The organism is Methylobrevis albus, assembly GCF_015904235.1.
Lineage (GTDB): Bacteria > Pseudomonadota > Alphaproteobacteria > Rhizobiales > Pleomorphomonadaceae > Methylobrevis_A > Methylobrevis_A albus.
The window spans coordinates 113165-131856 of record NZ_JADZLT010000055.1 but is presented as its reverse complement, the minus strand read 5'-3'; the positions used below and the strand labels follow the sequence as shown (position 1 = coordinate 131856).

General features: G+C 68.9%; 14 protein-coding genes, 1 tRNA gene and 1 pseudogene. 8 read left to right on the top strand and 8 right to left on the bottom strand.

Annotation, left to right across the window (positions count from 1 at the left end; all coding sequences use genetic code 11):
* Positions 1-46: 46 nt before the first annotated feature.
* From I5731_RS17345 to I5731_RS17335, 3 genes are read right to left on the bottom strand one after another with little or no spacing between them, the layout of a single operon-like run.
* Positions 47-895, bottom strand: a complete 849-nt coding sequence (locus I5731_RS17345) for an alpha/beta hydrolase (protein WP_197312670.1) — start codon at positions 893-895, stop codon at positions 47-49.
* A gap of 17 nt (positions 896-912) precedes the next feature.
* Positions 913-2403: an NAD-dependent succinate-semialdehyde dehydrogenase gene (locus I5731_RS17340; protein ID WP_197312669.1), complete on the bottom strand. Its 1491-nt coding sequence runs from the start codon at positions 2401-2403 to the stop codon at positions 913-915.
* Entirely contained in the window at positions 2400-3656 is a 1257-nt protein-coding gene (locus I5731_RS17335; protein ID WP_197312668.1) for an iron-containing alcohol dehydrogenase, read from the bottom strand. Before I5731_RS17335 ends, I5731_RS17340 begins: the two co-directional genes overlap by 4 nt.
* Before the next feature lie 193 nt (positions 3657-3849).
* Between I5731_RS17335 and I5731_RS17330 the strand changes: the two genes are divergently transcribed.
* From I5731_RS17330 to I5731_RS17310, 5 genes are all read left to right on the top strand, one after another.
* Complete coding sequence (locus tag I5731_RS17330; protein ID WP_197312701.1) at positions 3850-4500, top strand: GntR family transcriptional regulator; 651 nt, start codon at positions 3850-3852, stop codon at positions 4498-4500.
* Positions 4497-6065 carry a sugar ABC transporter ATP-binding protein gene (locus I5731_RS17325; protein ID WP_197312667.1) on the top strand — a complete coding sequence of 523 codons (1569 nt, stop codon included), beginning with the start codon at positions 4497-4499 and terminating at the stop codon, positions 6063-6065. Before I5731_RS17330 ends, I5731_RS17325 begins: the two co-directional genes overlap by 4 nt.
* A complete protein-coding gene (locus I5731_RS17320) occupies positions 6058-7050 on the top strand; it encodes an ABC transporter permease (protein WP_197312666.1) in 993 nt (330 codons plus the stop codon). The genes I5731_RS17325 and I5731_RS17320 overlap by 8 nt, the downstream gene beginning before the upstream one ends.
* An 86-nt stretch (positions 7051-7136) precedes the next feature.
* A complete protein-coding gene (locus tag I5731_RS17315; protein ID WP_197312665.1) occupies positions 7137-8087 on the top strand; it encodes a substrate-binding domain-containing protein in 951 nt (316 codons plus the stop codon).
* Between the two features lie 62 nt (positions 8088-8149).
* Positions 8150-8770: a DJ-1/PfpI family protein gene (locus I5731_RS17310; protein WP_197312664.1), complete on the top strand. Its 621-nt coding sequence runs from the start codon at positions 8150-8152 to the stop codon at positions 8768-8770.
* 369 nt (positions 8771-9139) lie between these two features.
* Here the strand turns inward: I5731_RS17310 and I5731_RS17305 are convergent, their stop codons facing one another.
* Both I5731_RS17305 and I5731_RS17300 read right to left on the bottom strand, forming a co-directional pair.
* On the bottom strand, positions 9140-10138 hold the full coding sequence (locus I5731_RS17305; RefSeq protein WP_197312663.1) for a sensor histidine kinase: 999 nt from the start codon (positions 10136-10138) through the stop codon (positions 9140-9142).
* Positions 10139-10312: 174 nt separating this feature from the next.
* On the bottom strand, positions 10313-11587 hold the full coding sequence (locus I5731_RS17300) for a TadE/TadG family type IV pilus assembly protein (RefSeq protein WP_197312662.1): 1275 nt from the start codon (positions 11585-11587) through the stop codon (positions 10313-10315).
* Positions 11588-11698: 111 nt separating this feature from the next.
* Here I5731_RS17300 and I5731_RS17295 point away from each other — a divergent pair.
* Positions 11699-12142: pseudogene (locus tag I5731_RS17295) on the top strand (IS630 family transposase); the annotation flags it as partial.
* Between the two features lie 38 nt (positions 12143-12180).
* Here the strand turns inward: I5731_RS17295 and I5731_RS17290 are convergent.
* A tRNA-Ser gene (locus I5731_RS17290) sits at positions 12181-12270 on the bottom strand.
* A gap of 106 nt (positions 12271-12376) precedes the next feature.
* Positions 12377-13363, bottom strand: a complete 987-nt coding sequence (locus tag I5731_RS17285; RefSeq protein WP_197312661.1) for a 2-hydroxyacid dehydrogenase — start codon at positions 13361-13363, stop codon at positions 12377-12379.
* Between the two features lie 345 nt (positions 13364-13708).
* Here I5731_RS17285 and I5731_RS17280 point away from each other — a divergent pair, with 345 nt between their 5' ends.
* The gene (locus tag I5731_RS17280) at positions 13709-14266 is read left to right on the top strand and encodes an SH3 domain-containing protein (protein WP_197312660.1); all 558 of its coding nucleotides are present in this window, start codon (positions 13709-13711) and stop codon (positions 14264-14266) included.
* Between the two features lie 75 nt (positions 14267-14341).
* Positions 14342-14824 (top strand): TspO/MBR family protein, encoded by a 483-nt coding sequence (locus I5731_RS17275; protein ID WP_235981877.1) that lies wholly within the window; start codon positions 14342-14344, stop codon positions 14822-14824.
* 244 nt (positions 14825-15068) lie between these two features.
* On the opposite strand, the gene pyc is transcribed toward I5731_RS17275, so the two are convergent.
* A complete protein-coding gene (gene pyc / locus I5731_RS17270; protein ID WP_197312658.1) occupies positions 15069-18509 on the bottom strand; it encodes a pyruvate carboxylase in 3441 nt (1146 codons plus the stop codon).
* Positions 18510-18692 lie beyond the last annotated feature (183 nt).

Here is an 18692-nt window from a genome sequence, read left to right as displayed (position 1 = left end):
TAGCGCGCGGCCGCGCCGCTGCCTATGGGCGAGCCGGCGCGGGCGGTCACGCGCGCGCCCGGACGCCCGTGACGCCGCCGCCCTCCGCCCCGAGGCAGCGGGCGAGCCGGTTCGCGACCTCCGTGCCCGGCGTGCCGAGATCGGCGACGATGCTCATGTGGTCGGCGCCGGCGATGGTCGCGGCGTCGGCATCGACCCCGGCTCGGCCGAGATGCGCGGCAAAGGCGCCGGCCTGTGCGTGGAACGGTGCCGTCTCGCGCTCCCCGACCAGCAGGGACATCGCCGGTCCGCGGCCGTAGTCCGTCCGCAGCGGGCTGAACTCCGCCACCTCGTCGTTGCCGAGCAGGATCAGCGGCTGCAGGAACGAGGCCTGCAGCGGCGCGAGGTCGTAGATGCCGCTGAGGAGCAACGCCCCGGCGATCCGCCGCGCCGGCTGGCCCTCGCCGAACAGCATCGCCGCGAGATGGGCGCCGGCCGAATGGCCGCTGACGGTCAGCTGCGTCGGGTCGCCGCCATATTCGTCGATGCAGCGGACCACCCAGTCGCGGGCGCGGCGCACCTCGGCGACCACCGTCGCCATCCGCACCTTGGGCATCAGGTCGTAGCCGACCACCACAGCAATGGCCCCCGCCTGGGTCACCGTCTCGGCGACGAAGGAGAAGTCCGATTTTCCGAACATCCGCCAATAGCCGCCGTGGATGAACATGTGCACGGCGCCGGTCGAAAGATGCGCCGGCGGCAGGAACACGTCGAGCCGCTCGGCCGGCGACGGGCCATAGGCGATGTCGGCGAACATCGGCAGCCGCGCCCGCGCCGCCGCGCTGCGCGCGGCATAGTCGGCGACGTGCCGGTCGAAATCCGGCACGTGGTCGCGGGTGCGAAAGAGGTCGCTCATCGCGCGGAGGTTCGCGGTCAGAGCGTGGTGGCGATGTACTTCGCCTCCAGGAACTCCAGCACGCCGTGCGTGCCGCCTTCCCGGCCGAGGCCCGACTGCTTGGTGCCGCCGAACGGCGCCGCCGGATCGGAGACGAGGCCGCGGTTGAGCCCGACCATGCCGACCTCGAGCCGCCGCGACACGCGCAAGCCCCGCGCGAGGTCGCGGGTGAAGACATAGCCGGCGAGGCCGTATTCGGTGGCGTTGGCGAGCGCCACCGCCTCGTCCTCGGTCTCGAAACGGGTGAGCGCGGCGACCGGCCCGAAGATCTCCTCCCCGGCCATCATCGCATCCGCCGGCACGTCGGCCAGCACGGTGGGCGGATAGTAGAACCCCGCCCCCGCCGGCCGCGTGCCGCCGCAGTGCAGCGTCGCGCCGCGGGCGAGCGCGTCGCCGACCAGCCGCTCGATCTTGTCCACCGCCTTCGCGGTGATCATCGGGCCGCATTCGGTGCCGGCCTGCGTCCCCGGCCCGACGGCGAGCGCCGCCATCCGCGCGGTGAGCGCAGCGGCGAAGCGGTCGTGGATGCCGGACTGGACGTAGAAGCGGTTGGCGGCGGTGCAGGCTTCGCCGGCGTTGCGCATCTTGGCGAGCATGGCGCCCTCGACCGCGACTCCAAGGTCGGCGTCGTCGAACACGATCAGCGGCGCGTTGCCGCCGAGCTCCATCGAGCAGCTGATGACGTGCTTCGCCGCCTCGGCGAGCAGCGTGCGGCCGACCGGCGTCGAGCCCGTGAAGGAGAGTTTCCGCACGCGCGGGTCGGCGAGCATCGCGGCCGTCACCTCGCCGGGGGCGGACGTGGTCAGCACGTTGACGACGCCGGGCGGCACGCCGGCCTCCTCGTAGAGCGCCGCGAGGACATAGGCCGTCAGCGGCGTCTCGCTCGCGGGCTTCAGCACCACCGTGCAGCCGGCGGCGAGTGCCGGCGCGATCTTGCGCGTCGCCATCGCCGCCGGGAAGTTCCACGGCGTGATCAGCACGCAGATGCCCATCGGCTCGTAGTCGACGATGATGTGGTTGCCGCCGGCCGGCGACAGCGCGAAGTCGCCGCTGATGCGCACCGCCTCCTCGGCGTTCCAGCGGAAGAACTCGGCGGCGTAGGCGACCTCGCCGCGCGCGTCGCGCAGCGCCTTGCCGTTTTCGAGCGAGATCAGCGTGGCGAGTTCTTCCGACCGCGCGGTCATCAGGTCGAAGCAGCGGCGCAGGATTTCCGAGCGCCGGCGCGGCGGCGTCGCGCGCCAGCCGGCCGCGGCCGCGGCCGCGGCCTCGACGGCGGCCAGGGCGTCGTCGACGGTCGCGTCCGGCACGTCGGCGAGCTTCGTCTCGGTAGAGGGATCCATCACCGGGATCGCCTTGCGGCCCGCCGGCCACAGCCACGCGCCGCCGATGTAGAGACCGCGGGCGCCGGACGCCGGATCGAGGGTCGGCGCGATACCAGGGGCGATGGAAGAGAGCGCGGCGACGTTCATGACAGCATGTCCTGTTCAAGGAGGAGATCGGCGGCCGCGGCGTCGAGGTCGCCGCGATAGGCCGCGTCGAGCAGCCGGGTCATCTCGGCCGGCCCGAGCGGGCGCGGGTTGTTCTTCATCAGCCGCTCGATGCCGAGCGCCTGCTCGCCGACCCAGCCGAGCTTGTCGGCGGCGAGGCCGAGCCTGGCGAGCGAGGACGGAATGCCGATCGCGGCGAGCAGCCGGCTCACCGCGGCGATGGCCGCGTCGGCCAGTACCGCGGGCGAGCGGCCCTCGCCGGCAACCCCGAGCGCCAGCGCGATCTCGGCCATCTCGGCCGTCGCCGCGTCGCGGTTGAAGCGCATCACATAGGGCAGCAGCGCCGCGACCCCGAGCCCGTGCGCGGTGTGGGTCAGCGCGCCGAGCGGATACTGGATCGCGTGCGCCGCCGCCGTGCCCGCGGTGCCGAAGGCACAACCGGCGGCGAGCGCCGCCATCATCACGTCGCCCCGCGCCTCGTCGTCGCCGCCGTCGCTGTACGCCCGCTCGAGGCTGCGGCCGAGCAGGCGGATCGCGAGCAGGGCGAAGTGGTCGGTGAGGGCGGTCTTGCCGATGAAGACGTGCTTCTGCGCAAGCTCCGGCGACGGCGGCCGCCGCTTCGCCGTGAACGCCTCGATGGCATGGGTCAGCGCATCCGCGCCGGCGATCGCGGTGAGCGCGGGCGGACAGGAGCGCGTCAGGTCCGGATCGCAGATCGCCGCGGTCGGGATCAGGTAGGGGCTGGAAATGCCGACCTTCAACGTACGGTCGGGGTCGGAGATCACCGCGACCGGGGTCGCTTCCGAGCCGGTGCCGGCGGTGGTCGGCACGGCGATGATCGGCAGCAGCGGCCCGGGCACCTTGAACTCGCCGTAGTAGTCCGGCAGCGCCCCGCCGTGGGTCAGCAGCAGCGCGACGCATTTCGCCATGTCGAGGCAACTGCCGCCGCCGATGCCGATCACGAGGTCGGGGGCGAAGGCCCGCACCGCCTCGGCGCAGCGGGCGACGCTGTCGCGCGGCACTTCCGGCAGCACGCGGTCGTGCACCAGCACCGCGAGCCCGGCGGCGCCGAGCCCGTCGCGCAGACGGGCGAAGTCGTCCGATGCGGCGAAGCGCTCGTCCGTACAGACCAGGGCACGGCGGCCGAGCCGCGCGGCCACGGCGGGCAAGGCCTCGCTCTGCCCCTTGCCGAACAGGATTTCGGTCGGCAACCGGATCGCGGAGAAGGATGTCACAGCGTCTATCCAATTGGTAAAGCTGAATTATTCAGCTTGTTGGGTGATCCTATATGAAATCCTATAGGAAATCGTATTGAGTGGAGTTGAGGATCGTGCTAGCAGTCGCTCATTGTCAAGGGGCAAAACCGTGCGCAGTCCGAAACCTCACGCCACCACCCACCTGCCGGAACCGGGCGAACCCGCGCCGGCGGTGCACCGCGCCGCCAGCCTCGCCGAGGAAGTCTACGATGCGATCTTCGCGCGCCTGATGGCGCTGAAGATCCCGCCCGGCGCGCGCATCACGGTGGACAATCTGGTGCGGGAACTCGCGGTGTCGCAGACGCCGATCCGCGAGGCGCTGGGGCGGCTCGAGGGCGAGGGGCTGGTCGTCAAGACGCATCTCGTCGGCTACAGCGCCGCGCCGCAGATCACCCGCCGCCGCTTCGAGGAGCTCTACGAGCTGCGCCTGCTGCTGGAGCCGGAAATGGCCGGCCGCGCCGCGGCGCGGATGACCGACGCCGCCCTCGCCGAACTCACCGCCGCCGCCGGCGTGATGTCGCGCAGCGGCGGCATCGACGAGCGCGCCCGCTACTCGCAGTTCGCCCGCCAGGACGCCGTGTTCCACGACCAGATCCTCGGCGTTGCCGGCAACGAGATGGTGCGCGAGACGCTGGCGCACCAGCACACCCACTTCCACATCTTCCGCCTGATGTTCCACGCGCGCGTCACCGAGGAGGCGCTCGACGAGCATGAGGCGATCCTCGCCGCCTTCGCCGCCCGCGATGCCGACGCCGCCCGCCGCGCGATGCGACTGCACATCGAGCGCTCCCGCGACCGCCTGCTGCCGGCCTTCGAGCAATGACCGTCGCGCTCGCCCCCTCTCAGCGGACGGACGCCGTCGCCGCGCCGGTGCTGCGCGCCGAGCGGCTCGCCAAGGCGTTCGGCGGCGTCACGGTGCTGTCCGATGTCTCGCTCGACATCTGGCCGGGCGAGATCCACGCGGTGATCGGCGAGAACGGCGCCGGCAAGTCGACGCTGATGCGCCTGTTGTCCGGCTACCTGCATCCGACCGAGGGCGGGCTGCTGATCGACGGCGCACCGATCGCCTTCCACGCCCCGAAGGACGCGGAGGCGGCCGGCATTGCGCTCGTGCACCAGGAAATCCTGCTCGCCGAGGCGCTGACCGTCACCGAGAACATCTTCATCGGCCGCGAGATCACCGGCCGCTTCGGCAGCCTCGACGAGCGCGCCATGCGCGAGGCGGCCGCCGCCGAGCTCGCCGAGATCGGCTGCAAGGTCTCGCCCCGGGCCCGCGTCGGCGACATCTCGCTCGCCAACCGGCAGCTGGTGCAGATCGCCAAGGCGCTGCACGGCACCCACCGGGTGGTGATCTTCGACGAGCCGACCGCCGTGCTGACCCACGACGAGGTCGATCCGCTGTTCGACATCATCCTCGAGCTGAAGCAGCGCGGCGTCGCGATCCTCTACATCAGCCACCGCCTCGACGAGGTCGAGCGCCTCGCCGACCGCGTCACCGTGCTGCGCGACGGCCGCAAGGTCGGAACCTACGACGCCGCGGGCCTCACCCCGCAGCGCATGGCGAGCCTGATGGTCGGGCGGGAGTTCTCCAGCCTCTATCCGCCGCGCCTCGAACGCGACCTCGCCGAACCGGCCCTCGAGATCGAGCACGCCAGCGTCCCCGGCTTCGTGCACGACGTCTCGTTCACGCTGAAAAAGGGCGAGATTCTCGGCCTCGCCGGCATGATCGGCGCCGGGCGGACCGAGCTGTTCGAAGGGCTGCTCGGCCTGCGCCCGGCGAGCTTCGCCGCCGTGCGCCTGCATGGGCGGCCGGTGCACTTCGGCTCGCCTGCGCAAGCCATGGCGGCCGGCTTCGGCTACCTGACCGAAGACCGCAAGGGCAAGGGCCTGCTGCTCGGCGAGCGCCTCGCGCCCAACCTCACCCTCGCCGCCCTCGTCCGGGTGCACCCCGTCACCGGCCTCGATCTCGGCCGCGAAGCGCAGCTGCTGGGCGAGGCGGTGGAAACCTATGACATCCGCCTGCACAGCCGCGACGTCCGCGCCGGCCAGCTCTCCGGCGGCAACCAGCAGAAGCTCCTGCTCGCCAAGGTGATGCTGAACGACCCGAGCGTCATCGTCATCGACGAGCCGACGCGCGGCATAGACATCGCCAACAAGAGCCAGATCTACGCCTTCATCCAGTCGCTGGTGCGCGAGGGCCGCTCCTGCATCGTCATCTCCTCGGAGATGCAGGAATTGATCGGCCTCTGCGACCGCATCCTGGTGATGCGCTCCGGCCGGATCAACGGCGAGCTCAGCGGCGACGCCATGACGGAAAGCAACGTCGCGCTCCACGCCACCAGCAGTGTGGCGAGCAAGGAAACGCCAGGGGGAAACGCACATGACTGACGTCCCGGCCGCGCCGCCGCGCGCGCTGCAAGGCTGGTCCATCGGCTGGGGCGACGTCGGCCCCTTCCTCGCGCTCGGCGCGCTGGTGCTGATCGGCTTCCTGATCAATCCCGACTTCCTGTCGGCCAACAACGTCGCCAACGTCGTCACCCGCAGCGCCTTCATCGCCATCATCGCGATCGGCGCCACGTTCGTGATCTCGTCCGGCGGCCTCGACCTCTCGGTCGGCTCGATGGCGGCCTTCATCACCGGCGTGATGATCCTGTTCATGAACTGGGCGGTGCCGAGCTTCGGCACGGCGGCGATCCCGCTCGGCATGGCGGTGGCTCTCGTCACCGGCATCGCCTGCGGCCTGCTCAACGGCACCATCGTCACGATGGGGCGCATCGAGCCCTTCATCGTCACCCTCGGCACCATGGGCATCTTCCGCGCGCTGATCACCTACATGACCGACGGCGGCACGGTTGCGATCGACCGCAGCCTGCGCGAGGCCTATCGCCCGGTCTACTTCGGCAACGTGCTCGGCGTGCCGATCCCGATCCTCGTCTCGCTCGCGGTGGCGCTGGTTGCGGCCTACGTGCTCTACCGCACCCGCTTCGGCCGCCGCTGCATCGCCGTCGGCGCCAACGAGGACGTCGCGCGCTACTCCGGCATCTCGGTCACCCGCGTGCGCACCATGGCGTTCGTGATCCAGGGCGCCTGCGTCGCGATCGCCGCCATCTGCTACGTGCCCCGCCTCGGCGCCGCCACCCCGACCACCGGCCTGCTCTGGGAGCTGCAGGTGATCACCGCCGTCGTCATCGGCGGCACCGCGCTCCGCGGGGGACGCGGCCGCATCTGGGGCACGGTCATCGGCGCGGTGATCCTCGAGTTCATCGCCAACCTGATGGTCCTCTCCGACTTCGTTTCCGAATACCTCGTCGCAGCCGTCCAGGGCGTCATCATCATCATCGCGATGCTGATCCAGCGGATGTCGAAGCGGTAGGCGGAACAGGAAAGCTGGCGCGCGCGAGGCAGCCGCGACGCGCCGGACTGCAACAACGACTGCCGTCACATCAATGGAGGAAACCCATGCTCAGGAACATTCTGCTCGCGACCAGCGTGACGCTGTCGCTGCTCGCCGCCGGCCCGGCCTTCGCCGCCGAAAAGAAGACCATCGCCGTCTCGATCCCGGCCGCCGACCACGGCTGGACCGCCGGCGTCGTCTACCATGCGAACGCCGCCGCGGCCGAGATCAACGCCGCCTTCCCGGATATCGAGGTAGTCGTGAAGACCTCGCCCTCGGCAAGCTCTCAGGTCAGCGCCATCGAGGATCTGTCGGCGACGCGCCAGCTCGACGCCCTCGTCATCCTGCCGCACACCTCCGAGGAGCTGACCACCCCGGTCGCGGCGATCAAGGACAACGGCACCTTCATCACCGTCGTCGATCGCGGCCTGAGCGACCCGGAGATCCAGGACCTCTATGTCGCCGGCGACAACATCGCGGTCGGCTTCAACACCGCGAAGTTCCTCGTCGAGAACCTCGGCGGCAAGGGCAACGTCGTCGTGCTGCGCGGCATTCCGACCGTGATCGACGACGAGCGCATCAAGGGCTTCCAGGACGGCATCGCCGGCTCCGAGCTCAAGGTGCTCGACATCCAGTACGCCAACTGGAACAGCGACGAAGCCTTCAAGCTGATGCAGGACTACCTCGCCAAGTACCCGCAGATCGACGCGGTCTGGGCGAACGACGACGACATGCTGCTCGGCGTGCTGGAGGCGATCAAGCAGTCCGGCCGCGAGGAGATCAAGTACGCGCTCGGCGGCAACGGCATGAAGGAAATCATCGAGAAGGTGATGGCCGGCGACGCGGTCACCCCGGTCGAGACCCCCTACCCGCCGTCCATGATCAAGACCGCGATCTACCTGACGGTCGCCCACTTCACCGGCCATGCCCCGGTGCGCGGCTCGTTCAAGCTCGATGCGCCGCTGATCACCAAGGACAACGCGGCGGAATACTACTTCCCGGAATCGCCGTTCTGATCGCTGCCGATCGGCCATCCGGTCCAGCGCACCGACACTCAATACGCGGAGGAGACACGACCATGCCAGGCAAGAAGATCCTGATGCTCACCGGCGAGTTCACCGAGGAATACGAGATCTTCGTGTTCCAGCAGGGGATGGAGGCCGTCGGCCACACCGTCCACGTGATCTGCCCGGACAAGAAGGCCGGCGAGATCATCAAGACCTCGCTGCACGACTTCGAGGGTGGCCAGACCTATACCGAAAAGCCCGGCCACGACTTCGTCATCAACAAGACCTTCTCGGAGGTCAACCTCGACGAGTATGACGCCGTCTACTGCGCCGGCGGGCGCGGACCGGAGTACATCCGCACCGACAAGCGGATCCAGGCGATGGTCCGCCACTTCCACGAGACCGACAAGCCGATCTTCACCATCTGCCACGGCGTGCAGATCCTGATCGCGGTCGACGGCGTCGTCACCGGCAAGCGCGTCGGCGCCCTCGCCGCCTGCGAGCCGGAAGTGCGCCTCGCCGGCGGCACCTACGTCGACCTCTCGCCGACCGACGCCCTCGTCGACGGTACCATGGTCTCGGCCAAGGGCTGGACGGCGCTCGCCGCCTTCATGCGCGAATGCCTGAAGGTGCTCGGCACCGAGATCCATCACGCCGAAACCGTCCCGGCCGCCGCCACCCGCGCCGCCTGACGACAAGTGCTCCCGGGCGCTCGCAACGGCGCCCGGGGGGACTTACTGCTGTCCGTTTCGTACCGGCTCTTGCCGGTCGATGCGTTGACTGGATGCTATGTTGCACCAAGTGGCCCTGCGCGCACACGGCATGGCGTCTCGGCCCGTCGGGCTTCGGTTCCGATGCCCCCTCTCGATCGTCATCGCCGGGCTTGACTCACGGCTGTCTCGAAGGGCGAGGGAAAAGCCGGGGCGCCGGCGAGCTCGAGGCCGTGTCCGGCATCGAGCATCGCAACTTGCCAACGGCTCCAGCTGCTTGGTCCGGAATTGAGACGGCCGAACCGGACAACGGCGGGCTGGTCGCAGGGCCCCGCGGCTCAACGACGATCACTACTCCGCCAGCTTGCCCGGGTTCATCGTCACCGTCACGATGATGCCGTCGTCGGACCAGTCGGTCCGGATCGCGCCGCCGAGTTGCCCGGTCACGCTGCGCCGGAGCAGCTTGCTGCCATAGCCTTCGTCGCCCGATTTCGTCACCGGCGGGCCGCCGCGCTCGGTCCAGACGATGCAGACCTCGGTCTCGCTCGACGTCCCCGAGATGTCGAGCATGCCCGACGACACCGACAGCGCGCCGTATTTCAGCGAATTCGTCGCGAGTTCGTGCACCACCATCGCCAGCGTCGTCGCGGACTGTTCGCCGATGCCCATGCGCGGCACGGCGACGCGCACGCGGCCGCTGAAGGCGCCGGAATCGTCATAGGGTGCGAGCAGCACGGCGATCAGGTCGCCGAGCAGCGCGGCGCGGCCCTGGTTGCCGGCGAGCGGGCGGACGAGGTCGTGCGCCCGGCCGAGCGCCGTCAGGCGGTGGATCAGTTCGCGCGACATCTCCTCGACGGAATTCACCGAGCGCGAGGTGAGCGAGGTGAGCCCCGCGGCGATCGCCAGCAGGTTCTTGACCCGGTGGCTCATCTCGCCGGCGAGCAGTTCATGCCCCTCTTCGGCCTGCTTGCGCCCGGTGACGTCGAGGAAGACGCCCGACATCCGGCCGTTGTGCTCGCCCTCGTCGTTGCCGAGGCCGCGGGCGGAAATCCAGCGGATCTCCTCGCCGATCAGGATCCGGAAGTCGATTTCATAGGGGCCGACCAGCGCCCGGGTCGCGGTGAAGGCGGCGCGCACCCGGTCGCGGTCCGCCGGGTGGATGCGCGAGGAGAGATCCTCGAACGTCACATGGCTCGCCAGCGGCAGCCCCCAGAGCCTGAACGCCTGCTCGTCCATCGCGAAGGCGTCGGTGTCGGTGGTCCACGACCACAGCGCCACCCCGGCCGCATGCAGCGCCCGCTTCAGGTTCGCCACCTGCCAGAGGGGATGGCTATCGTCGCTGAATGGCATGACGCCCTTCCTGGATTGCTGGCGCGGATTGCCCGGTACCGCGCCATCCGTTCGGGCTTCCCCCCCGGAGAGTCAAGCCGCGGGGCGCTGATTTCTGGTCTTGCGGCTACCGCGAGGGCGGACGGCGCGGCGCGAGGCTGCGTCGGCCGATGTACTGCGAAACGGGCACCCGCGCTACTGCGACAGGATCGGGACACCCGACGCCGGGCCGAGGCCGGCGGGCACCGGGATCTCGGTCGAATCGTAGTCAGATTGAACCATGAGCTTAGGGTTGGCGCTGAGGTAGAGCCTCCGCACCACGATCACGGTGAAAGCGGATTGCTGCGCGACCTCGTTGGTCGCGTCGACGGTCAACTGGCCGCGCGACAGATACATCGTTCCCGTCAGATTCGACACGTAGTTGCTGGTTATCTTGTGCTCCCGGCCAAGGGAAACGCTCCTGTCCTCGAAGAACAGCAGGCCAGACATCGGGCCGTCTTTCGGCGCGTCGATGTTGACCTTGGCGTTGCTGACGAACTGGAACGTCGTCTTTTCGCCCTGCATGTAGAACCCGACATGGGTGCCGCGCACGTCGGCGTTGGAATCGATCACCAGTGGCCCGTCCTTGATGACGTAGACCCCGGGGTCCAGTCGCACGACCGAGTTGCCGCCGATGAACAGCCCACCGCAATAGGTGCCGGGGGTCAGCACATGCCGGGCGCTCAGCGTTCCCTTGTCGACGACGCGGTGACCCTGCGCCTTGCAGGCGGCGGTCGGAGGCGGCGGGCGCGCCGCGAGCGGGTCGACGATCGGCGGACAATCTGGAACTTTCAGTCCAAAGAACTGGCCTGTCCCGGAGAAGCCGCCAGCCGAGCAGGTCATCTTGGCCGTGACCTTGATGCCGCTGTCGGACTTGATCCCCGAAGGACTGCTGGAGTTCGAATAGACGTTGCAATCTTGCGCCGTCAGCCAGGCGTTCGACTTCAGGTAGATCGATTCGGAGCCGGTTTCTTCGAGCGCAATGACACAGATCTTCTGGTTGCCCGAGACGATCGCCGTCGACAGGACGACGATGCTGGACGCGCCGTTGCCGACGATATCGCCGAAGAACCGCCGCATCGGGTGCTCGATCTCGACCGTCACCCCCCGGCCGGACGAAACGAGACTGGCCCGCACGACAGCGTCGGCCTCCAGACCCTGACGCTTCAGATGCGGTTCCGCAAGTGCGCTGGCGACGGAGGCGATCCCGGCATCGGTGACGTTGGCGGTCGAGAGTTCGCTCGCCACCGCCAGCGCTGTCGTATCGGAAATGATCTGCAGCGCCGATCGGTCACGGGAGGCGAAGCCGAAATCGACCGCGACCCCGACGGCGATCAGCAGAACCGGGAGCACCAGCGCCCCGATCAGGACGACCCCACCATTAGCGGACCGCCGGAAGCGTCGGAGCGTGCTGTGCAGAAGATCGATCACACCTGGTCCCCGGAACGAAAAAAGTCAAACGGTCGAGAATCGTCATGGTTCCGATCATCCGCGATGCACAGTAAAATGATTGTATAGCGAACCGATCGATTGCGGCGCAGCGGCATCAGGGCCGACCAACGGCGCCCCGCTGGCCACTGGAAGACGACCACCTTCGTCGGCGCGCTCACGCTGCGTGGCTTCATCGCGCCGTGGGTTCTGGACGGCGCCATCAACCGGACGGCCTTCGAGACCTACATCGCCAAGGTCCTCATCCCGGAACTCCGGCCCGGCGACGTCGTCATCATGGACAACCTGTCGAGCCACAAGGGCCCTCGCGTGCGCAAGATGATCGAAGCCGCCGGCGCCAAGTTGCGCTACCTGCCGCCCTACAGCCCGGACTTCAACCCGATCGAGAACGCCTTCTCCAAGCTCAAGGCACTGCTCAGAAAGGCTGCCGAACGCACCGTCACCGGCCTCTGGAGCGCCATCGGTCGCGTCATCGATCTCTTCCCCCCGACCGAATGCGCCAACTACTTCAAAGCAGCCGGATATGATGCAACCTGATCGGATTCCGCTCTAGGAGACGCTTCATTTGGAAGTAATGGCGGAGTCGGAGGGATTCGAACCCTCGATACGGTTTCCCGTATACACACTTTCCAGGCGTGCGCCTTCAACCACTCGGCCACGACTCCGCGATCGACCGTTGGCCGAAGCGGGTGCACTATACCCATCGGCTCTTGCCGTTCAAGCGCATAAGGCCAACGCCGGAAAACAGTTTTGCCGGCGCGGCTTGGCGCCTCAGAGCATCGACGGCAGCACGCGGTCCGGCGGGCGGTGGCCGTCCATGAAGGTCTTGATGTTGATGATGACCTTCTCGCCCATGTCGATGCGGCCCTCGATCGTCGCCGAGCCCATGTGCGGCAGCAGCACGACGCGGTCGGATTTGGCGAGCTTCGGGTTCACCGCCGGCTCGTGCTCGAACACGTCGAGACCGGCGCCGGCGAGCTCGCCCGCCTCCAGCATGCGCGCCAGCGTGTTCTCGTCGACGACCTCGCCGCGCGCGGTGTTGACGAGGTAGGCGTCCTTCTTCATCAGCCGCAGCCGCCGGGCGGACAGCAGGTGATAGGTGCCGGGCGTGTGCGGGCAGTGCACCGAGACGACGTCCATCCGCGCCAGCATCTGGTCGAGGCTCTCCCAGTAGGTCGCCTCCAGCTTGTCCTCGATCTCGGCCGCGACGCGGCGGCGGTTGTGGTAGTGGATCGACATGCCGAAGGCGAGCGCCCGCCGCGCCACCGCCTGGCCGATCCGCCCCATGCCGATGATGCCGAGCCGCTTGCCCCAGATGCGGTGGCCGAGCATCCACGTCGGCGACCAGCCGTGCCAGTCGCCCTGCTCGATCACCTTGATGCCCTCGGCGACGCGCCGCGGCACCGCGAGGATCAGCGCCATCGTCATGTCGGCGGTGTCCTCGGTGAGGACGCCCGGGGTGTTGGTGACGGCAATACCGCGGTTGGTGGCGGTCTCGACGTCGATGTTGTCGACGCCGGTGCCGAAGTTGGCGATCAACTTGAGGTTGGGGCCGGCCTGCGACAGGATGCCGGCGTCGATCCGGTCGGTGACGGTCGGCACCAGCACATCGGCGGTGCGCACCGCGTCGACCAGTTCGGCCTGGGTCAGCGCGCGGTCCTCGCTGACGAGGCGGGTGTCGAAGAGTTCGCGCATCCGCGTCTCGACGACATCGGGCAGCTTGCGCGTGACGAAGACGAGGGGCTTCCTGCGGGCCATTCGACCGGCTCCTTTGTGGGCCGCGGCCGCCTGTCGCGGTTCGGGGCCGGCGCGTTGCGATGCTGACCTTGATATATCGACCGCACCCCGCCTTCTCAACGGTCTCGTCGATCGTTGACCGGGCGTTAACCCTGTGGCGGGACACTGGTCCCGCCCGGTGCCGCGGCCGGCGCGCGGATCTCCGGGCGGGGCCGCCGCCGGCGGTTGCCGGTTTCCCGCGGTTTTGTCCCACGGGGCGGGCACGGCGTCCGGCCGGACGTTCCGCCTTCCGCCCGCCGCGCGTTGCCGGCGCCCCTCGACGGGCGACACCGTGTCGCTTCCCGCCCTGACACCAGACGGATCGAGATGACCTGCCTGCCGAAGTTTCTCGCCGTTCTCCTCGCCGCAGCCCTCGTCACCGTGGTGGCGCCGCCAGCGCCCGCGCGCGCCCAGGACCAGCCGGCCGGGGCCGAAAACTATCGCAAGGGTGCGGCCACCGGCCTGCGCATTCCCCGCTTCGTCAGCCTGAAATCCGACAACGTCAACGTGCGCGTCGGCCCGAGCCGCGAGCATGGCGTCGCCTGGCGCTATGTGCGCGCGGGCATGCCGGTCGAGGTGACGCAGGAATTCGACAACTGGCGCCGCATCCGCGACTACGAGGGCGCCGAGGGCTGGGTGTTCCATGCCCTACTCTCGGGCGTGCGCACCGCCATCGTCGCGCCGTGGGACAAGTCCGGCACACCGGTCGCGATCTATGCCAGCGCCGCGCAGAGCGCGGCGATCGCCGCCCAGCTGGAACCCGGCGTCCAGGGCAACGTTTCCGGCTGCGACGGCCGCTGGTGCCACATCGACGGCCGCGGCTTCGACGGCTGGATCGCCCAGACGGCGCTGTGGGGCGTGTATCCCGACGAGACCTTCGAATAAGGTCGGGCTTTCGGCGACCCGCCGACGATCGCCGCCCGGACGCCGACGTCCGGGCCGGCAACCAAGGATGCGATGATGAGCGAAGCAAACCGGTCCCTCGTCGCCCTCGGCATCGCCCTCGCGATCTGCTACGCGGCGGCGGCGATCGGCGGCCTCGTCACCGCGCCGGCGATCCCGGGCTGGTACGAGACGCTGCGCAAGCCGCCGTTCAACCCGCCGAACGGGGTGTTCGGCCCGGTCTGGACCGTGCTCTACACGATGATGGCGCTGGCGGTCTGGCTGGTCTGGAAGGCGCCCGCCCCCGCGCCGCAACGCCGCCTCGCCTTCCTCGCCTTCGCCGTGCAGCTGGTGCTCAACGTCGCCTGGTCGGTGGTGTTCTTCGGCCTGCAGAGCCCCTGGGGCGGCGTGCTGGTGATCATCGCGCTGATCGCCGCGGTCGTCGGCACCATGTTCGCCTTCGCCCCGATCAGCCGCAACGCCGCCCTGCTGCTCGCGCCATATCTGGCGTGGATCGCGTTCGCGAGCGTGCTGAATCTGTGGATCGCGGCGCTGAACTGAGGTTCGGTCGTGCCGTGGGGCCTCCCCCCTCCCTGTCCCTCCCCCGCTTCGCAGGAGAGGGGACGCAGGAGGCTAGTGCGCTCGTCTCACCGGCACTTCGGTTAGGCGCGGATTTCGTTTCGCGAAAGGCCCATCGCCCATCGTCCCCTCTCCTGCGAAGCGGGGGAGGGACAGGGAGGGGGGAGGCCACACGGCACAGCCCCGCACCTCCAACCCGGGCGCGCCGCAGCGCGCCCGCCTCGCCTCACCCCGCGTAGACCACGAGAAGGTCCTTCGCGTCGATCTGCGCCCCGGCCGCCACCACCACCTCGGCGATGGTGCCGTCGCGTTCGGCGTGGATCGAGGTTTCCATCTTCATCGCCTCGATCGAGAGCAGCACGTCGCCGGCCGAGACCTTCTGGCCGGCCTTCACCGCCATGGTCGAGACGACGCCGGGCATCGGCGCCGCGACGTGGTTGGCGTTGCCCTCTTCCGCCTTGCGCTTGACGCCCTTGCCGGTGGCGGCGCGGGCGCGGTCGGGCACGCGCACCATGCGCGGCTGGCCGTTGAGCTCGAAGAACACCCGCACCATGCCGTCGTCGTCGGGCTCGCCGATCGCCTGGCAGATGATCACCAGCGCCTTGCCGCGCTCGAGCTCCACGGTGAGCTCGCCGCCCGGCGTCATGCCGTAGAAGTAGACGCTGGTCGGCAGCGCCCCGGTCGGGCCGTAGGTGTCACGGGCGCGGGCGTAGTCGCTGAACACCTTCGGGTACATCAGATACGAGGCGAGATCGGCGTCGCTGAGCGGCTGGCCGAGCTTTTCGGACGCCTCGGCGCGCACCGCGTCGAGATCGGCGGGCGGCAGCAGCGAGCCGGGGCGCACCAGCACCGGCTCCTCGCCCTTCAGGATCTTCTTCGAAAGATCCGCCGGCCAGCCGCCCGGCGGCTGACCGAGGTCGCCCTTGAACATCTGCACGACGCTCTCGGGGAACGCGACGTCCTTGCCCGGATCCATCACGTCCGACGGCGTCAGGCCCGAGGAGACCATCAGCAGCGCCATGTCGCCGACGACCTTCGACGACGGCGTCACCTTGACGATGTCGCCGAACATCTGGTTGACGTCGGCATACATCTGCGCGACTTCGTGCCAGCGCGCCTCGAGGCCCAGCGAGCGGGCCTGTTCCTTCAGGTTGGTGAACTGGCCGCCCGGCATCTCGTGCAGGTAGACTTCCGAGGCCGGCCCCTTGAGGTCGCTCTCGAAGGCCGCGTAGAGCGAGCGCACGGATTCCCAGTAGAACGAAATCCGCCGGATCGCCGCCTGGTCGAGCCCGGTGTCGCGGGCGCTGCCCGCGAGCGCCGCGACGATCGAGCCGAGACAGGGCTGCGAGGTGTTGCCGGCGAAGGCGTCCATCGCCGCGTCGATCGCATCGACACCCTCGTCGACGGCCGCGAGCACGCTCGCCGCCGCGATGCCGGAGGTGTCGTGGGTGTGGAAGTGCAGCGGCAGGTCGGTCGAGTCGCGCAGCGCCTTGAACAGCACCCGCGCCGCGGCCGGCTTCATCAGGCCGGCCATGTCCTTGATGCCGATGACGTGGGCGCCGGCGCGCTCCAATTCCTTGGTCAGCGCGATGTAGTACTTGAGATCGTATTTCGCGCGCGACGGGTCGAGGATGTCGCCGGTGTAGCAGATCGCCGCCTCGCAGACCTTGCCGGTATCGAGCACCGCGTCCATCGCGACGCGCATGTTCTCGACCCAGTTCAGGCAGTCGAAGACGCGGAACACGTCGATGCCGGCCGCCGCCGACTGGTTGACGAAGTAGCGCACCACGTTGTCGGGATAGTTGGTGTAGCCGACGCCGTTCGAGCCGCGCAGCAGCATCTGCAGCAGGATGTTCGGCGCCTTCTCGCGCACCGCCGCCAGCCGCTCCCACGGATCCTCGGTCAGGAAGCGCATCGCGACGTCGAAGGTGGCGCCGCCCCAGCACTCGAGGCTGAACAGCCCCGGCAGGCCGCGGGCATAGGCTTCCGCCGCCGCGGCGACGTCGTAGGAGCGCATGCGGGTCGCGAGCAGCGACTGGTGGCCGTCGCGCATCGTCGTGTCGGTGACGAGCACACGGTCCTGCTCGCGCATCCACTTCGCCAGCGCTTCGGGGCCGCGCGCGACGAGCAGATCGCGGGTGCCCGGCTGCACCGCGCCGTTGAAGCTCGGCACCACGACCTTGACCTCGGCCTTCGGCTTCGGCCGCTTGCGCGTCTCCGGATGGCCGTTGACCGAGACGTCGGCGATATAGGTCAGCAGTTTGGTGGCGCGGTCGCGCCGCTTCACGCTGACGAACAGCTCCGGCGTCTCGTCGATGAACCGGGTCGTGTAGCGGTTAGATTGGAATTTCGGGTGGCTGATGATGTTTTCGAGGAAGGTGAGGTTGGTCGCGACGCCGCGGATGCGGAACTCGCGCAGCGCGCGCAGCGTGCGCTTGATCACTTCCTCCGACGTCGGCGCCCACGCCGTCATCTTTTCGAGCAGCGGATCGTAGAAGCGGGTGATCACCGCCCCCGCATAGGCCGTGCCGCCATCGAGGCGGATGCCGAAGCCGGTCGCGCCGCGATAGGCGGTGATGCGGCCGTAGTCGGGGATGAAGTTCTGCTCGGGATCCTCGGTGGTGATGCGGCACTGCAGGGCGTGGCCGTTGAGCTGGATGTTCTCCTGCGTCGGCACGCCCGATTCCGGCGACCCGATCACCGCGCCCTCGAGGATGTGGATCTGCGCCTTGACGATGTCGATGCCGGTCACCTCCTCGGTGACGGTGTGCTCGACCTGGATGCGCGGGTTCACCTCGATGAAATAGAACTGGCCGGTGTCGCTATCCATCAGGAATTCGACGGTGCCGGCGCCGTAGTAATTGGTCGCGTGGCCGATCGCGATGCCGTGGTCGGTGATCTCCTTGCGCTGCGCCTCGGTGAGGTACGGCGCGGGGGCGCGCTCCACCACCTTCTGGTGCCGGCGCTGCACGGTACAGTCGCGTTCGAACAGGTGGACGACGTTGCCGTGCTTGTCGCCGAGGATCTGCACCTCGACGTGGCGGGCCCGCTCGACCAGCTTCTCGAGATAGACCTCGTCCTTGCCGAAGGCGGCGCGCGCCTCGCGCTTCGCCGTCACCACTTCCTTCAGCAGCGAGGCCTCGTCGCGGATGACGCGCATGCCGCGCCCGCCGCCGCCCCAGGACGCCTTCAGCATCACCGGATAGCCGATCGCCTTCGCCGCGGCCTTCACCGCCTCGGGGTCGTCGGGCAGCGGCTCGGTCGCCGGCATCACCGGCACGCCGGCTTCGATGGCGAGGTTGCGCGCCGCCACCTTGTTGCCGAGCTGGCGCATGGTGTCGGGCGACGGGCCGATGAAGATGATGCCGGCGTCGGCGCAGGCCTCGGCGAACTCCGGGCTCTCCGACAAGAGGCCGTAGCCGGGATGGATCGCGTCGGCGCCGGACTCGCGGGCGACGCGGATCACTTCGGGGATCGAGAGATAAGCCTCGATCGGGCCGAGGCCCTTGCCGATCTGATAGGCCTCGTCGGCCTTAAATCGATGCAGTGCGATCTTGTCTTCTTCCGCGAAGACGGCGACCGTCTTCAGGCCGAGTTCATTGGCCGCCCGGAACACGCGGATCGCGATTTCCGACCGGTTCGCCACCAGAATCTTGGTGATCGCCACGCCCTATCCCCCTCGCTACTGCGATATCCTCGACGCTTCCTTATCGCGTTTGCGGCGCAGCGCAAAGTGCCCAAGGATTCGCCATCGCACATGCACGCGCCGTGCCACCCCCTGCGCATGACAGCTGCGCAGGGGTTTGAAGCAAAAGGGAAATCCTTGGCGCAGCCCGGATCGGCGGCAGTC